Source organism: Haladaptatus sp. W1 (assembly GCF_001723155.1).
Classification (GTDB): domain Archaea; phylum Halobacteriota; class Halobacteria; order Halobacteriales; family Haladaptataceae; genus Haladaptatus; species Haladaptatus paucihalophilus.
In genome coordinates this window covers 1-2,324 of record NZ_MEIH01000300.1, presented here as the reverse complement: position 1 = coordinate 2,324, position 2,324 = coordinate 1, and the positions used below count along the sequence as shown (strand labels likewise).

Genomic DNA, 2,324 nt, shown 5'->3' with positions numbered 1-2,324 from the left:
GGTGAACCCATTTCCGTGACCGGCGTCGGACACCGAACCGACGCGGTGCCGCTCGCGGACAAGACGTCGCTTCCCGAAACCCGGGCGGCCCGCGACGCGGCCGCAGAAGCCTACGAACAGGCCGGAATCACCGCGGCCGACGTGGACGTCGCCGAGGTCCACGACTGTTTCACCGGGGCAGAGGTGCTGGCCATCGAGGCGCTCGGTCTCTTCGAGGACGGAACCGGCGGGCGTGCGGCGGCCGACGGCGAGACGTACATCGACGGCGAGATGCCCGTCAACCCGAGCGGCGGCCTCAAGGCGAAGGGTCTTTTCGGGGAAACCGGTGCTGTTCGTCGGGGGAGCCATCGGCGTCGGGTTGGTCCTCTTTTCCGGAATCGTCAGCTATCGGGAGGCTCGAAACCGAGGAAAATAATTTTCCTACCGATACCCGTTCGGTTTTGTATGGATGATGTCGAACTACAAAAACGACTTCGCCGAATCGAGCACCGACAGTATCTCATTCTCTCCCTGCTCGTCGTTCCGTATCTCGCCGAACTGGTCGGTGTTTGGGTCGCCGGTCTATTCGCCATCGTGGCCGGATTCGCTGCCTTCACGATAGTCGTCATCCACCGTCTAAACGACCGGAACACGGCAGGAGGGTAATCGATATTCAGAATCAGCGCCGACTCGGGGTGCCCATCTCGTAGTCTGAAGAGAGGTCCAGCAGTCGCTCGACCATCGTCGGAAGCGTTCGCAAGCGGACGGTGTTCTCCTCGTGGTCGATTTCGATGAGTCCCGCATCGGCTAACTTGGGGAAGTGAGCGTGCCTGAGACTCGTCATCACACGGTCGTGTGTCTCGGCCGTGACTTCCATTCCGTCCGTTTCGTTGACGATAATTTCGGCCAGCGCGTCGTGGTGAACCGCGCCGTCGAACGTTTCGAGAAGGTGGTAGAGAACGAGACGACGGCGATAATGAGAGAGAACGTCGAACGAACGACTCAGTGGGGGTCCGTGGTCCATTACACATGCTTCCTTTGCCTCCCGAGGGGTTTGTCCGCTGGTTTACGTCTCAAATCTTTATATAGTGTCCTCTGTCACGCTGTTCTCGACCAGCGCGGCGGTCCCTTTACGCAGGCGGACCGACAGTGCTTGCGCGCTAATGTCGAATTCCTCGGCGAGTTCTTCGAGCGTCGTCCGTCGCGGTACGTCGAAATACCCTGCTTCCAGCGCCCGGCGGAGCGTTTCGTGCTGGAGTTCCGTCAACTCCATCCCGCCGGAGTCGTCCCCGCTGCTGTACAGCGCATCGACGGAGAGGGTGTCGTAGTTGTCCTGCCACCAGTCGACGAACGAAGCGAATGCATCGCGGTCGGGAAACCGGAATCGGACCTCCCACCCGTCCCGCGTCCCGACCGCATCCAGCAGGACGCCGCCGAGGTCGACCCACACCTGATTCGACGACGCGGCACTCACCGCTTCGGAGTAGTTCGCACGATAGAGCCGACGGTCGTCGTCCTCGGCGAGCTGTTCGAACTCCGCAATCGACGAATCGTCCGCCATGGCCGCTTCGAACCCGTCGTGGTCGTCACCGTGAGCCCAGAACAACAACTGGACGGTTTCCTCCGAACCGACGCTCCGCTCGCGCTCCACCTCGATAGTCACGTCGGGATGCGCCGCAAGTGTAGATTCGAGAACAGGTGTTTGCATGGTGATTTCGGCGATTATCACATGTCCTCCCAAACGGTGAGGAGATAAATCTTTCATGGTATCGCCAATTTTCGATTTCGTTCCAAGATTTGCAGGTTTTTGTGTGTGTGGTGTTGAAACTGAATGGTTTCACTCGATGACTCGAGCGATTTCGGACGGGAGCAGTTCGGCGCACCCCGACAGAATTTGAACCTGGCGTCGATGCCAGTAATCCTCCGGACGCAGATATGTAGGACGAAGCGAACGAAGTGACGCCGTAAAGGCAGGTGCTAGAACACCTACCTCGTTTACTCCGGACAGTCACCGAAACCTGTTCGACAGGGATTCTCCGCGAGAAAAGCGTACCGCTCGGCGACCGCTCCACGGGGGCGACCATCGTCTCGATGATGATGAGGCAGTCGAGAATGGACGTAAAATACTCGCTGCCATCATTCTCCCTCAACTCCTCAGCGAACCAGACGGAGATTAACATGCTACCGAAGTTCCGGTGACAGGGTTTCGTGGCAACATCAGTAAAGAGAGTTCAGCACCGTTTCACGAAGCCTCGTTAAAGCAGCCCACACCGCAATCCGGTGTGACGAGTACGTCGGCAACTTCTCCACGCGGTTGAAAACTCGGAAGAACAAGAAGATTGCTA

3 protein-coding genes are annotated in these 2,324 nt (G+C 58.6%); 1 reads left to right on the top strand and 2 read right to left on the bottom strand.

What is annotated here, in order from left to right:
• Nucleotides 1-645, top strand: a 645-nt coding sequence (locus BG842_RS31750; protein ID WP_394327481.1) for a thiolase C-terminal domain-containing protein, incomplete at its 5' end; no start/stop codon positions are given.
• A gap of 13 nt (nt 646-658) precedes the next feature.
• On the opposite strand, the gene BG842_RS15275 is transcribed toward BG842_RS31750, so the two are convergent.
• The gene (locus BG842_RS15275) at nt 659-1,003 is read right to left on the bottom strand and encodes a hypothetical protein (RefSeq protein ID WP_069451108.1); all 345 of its coding nucleotides are present in this window, start codon (nt 1,001-1,003) and stop codon (nt 659-661) included.
• 57 nt (nt 1,004-1,060) lie between these two features.
• Nucleotides 1,061-1,708, bottom strand: a complete 648-nt coding sequence (locus BG842_RS15270; RefSeq protein WP_083252520.1) for a helix-turn-helix domain-containing protein — start codon at nt 1,706-1,708, stop codon at nt 1,061-1,063.
• Between the last annotated feature and the right edge of the window lie 616 nt (nt 1,709-2,324).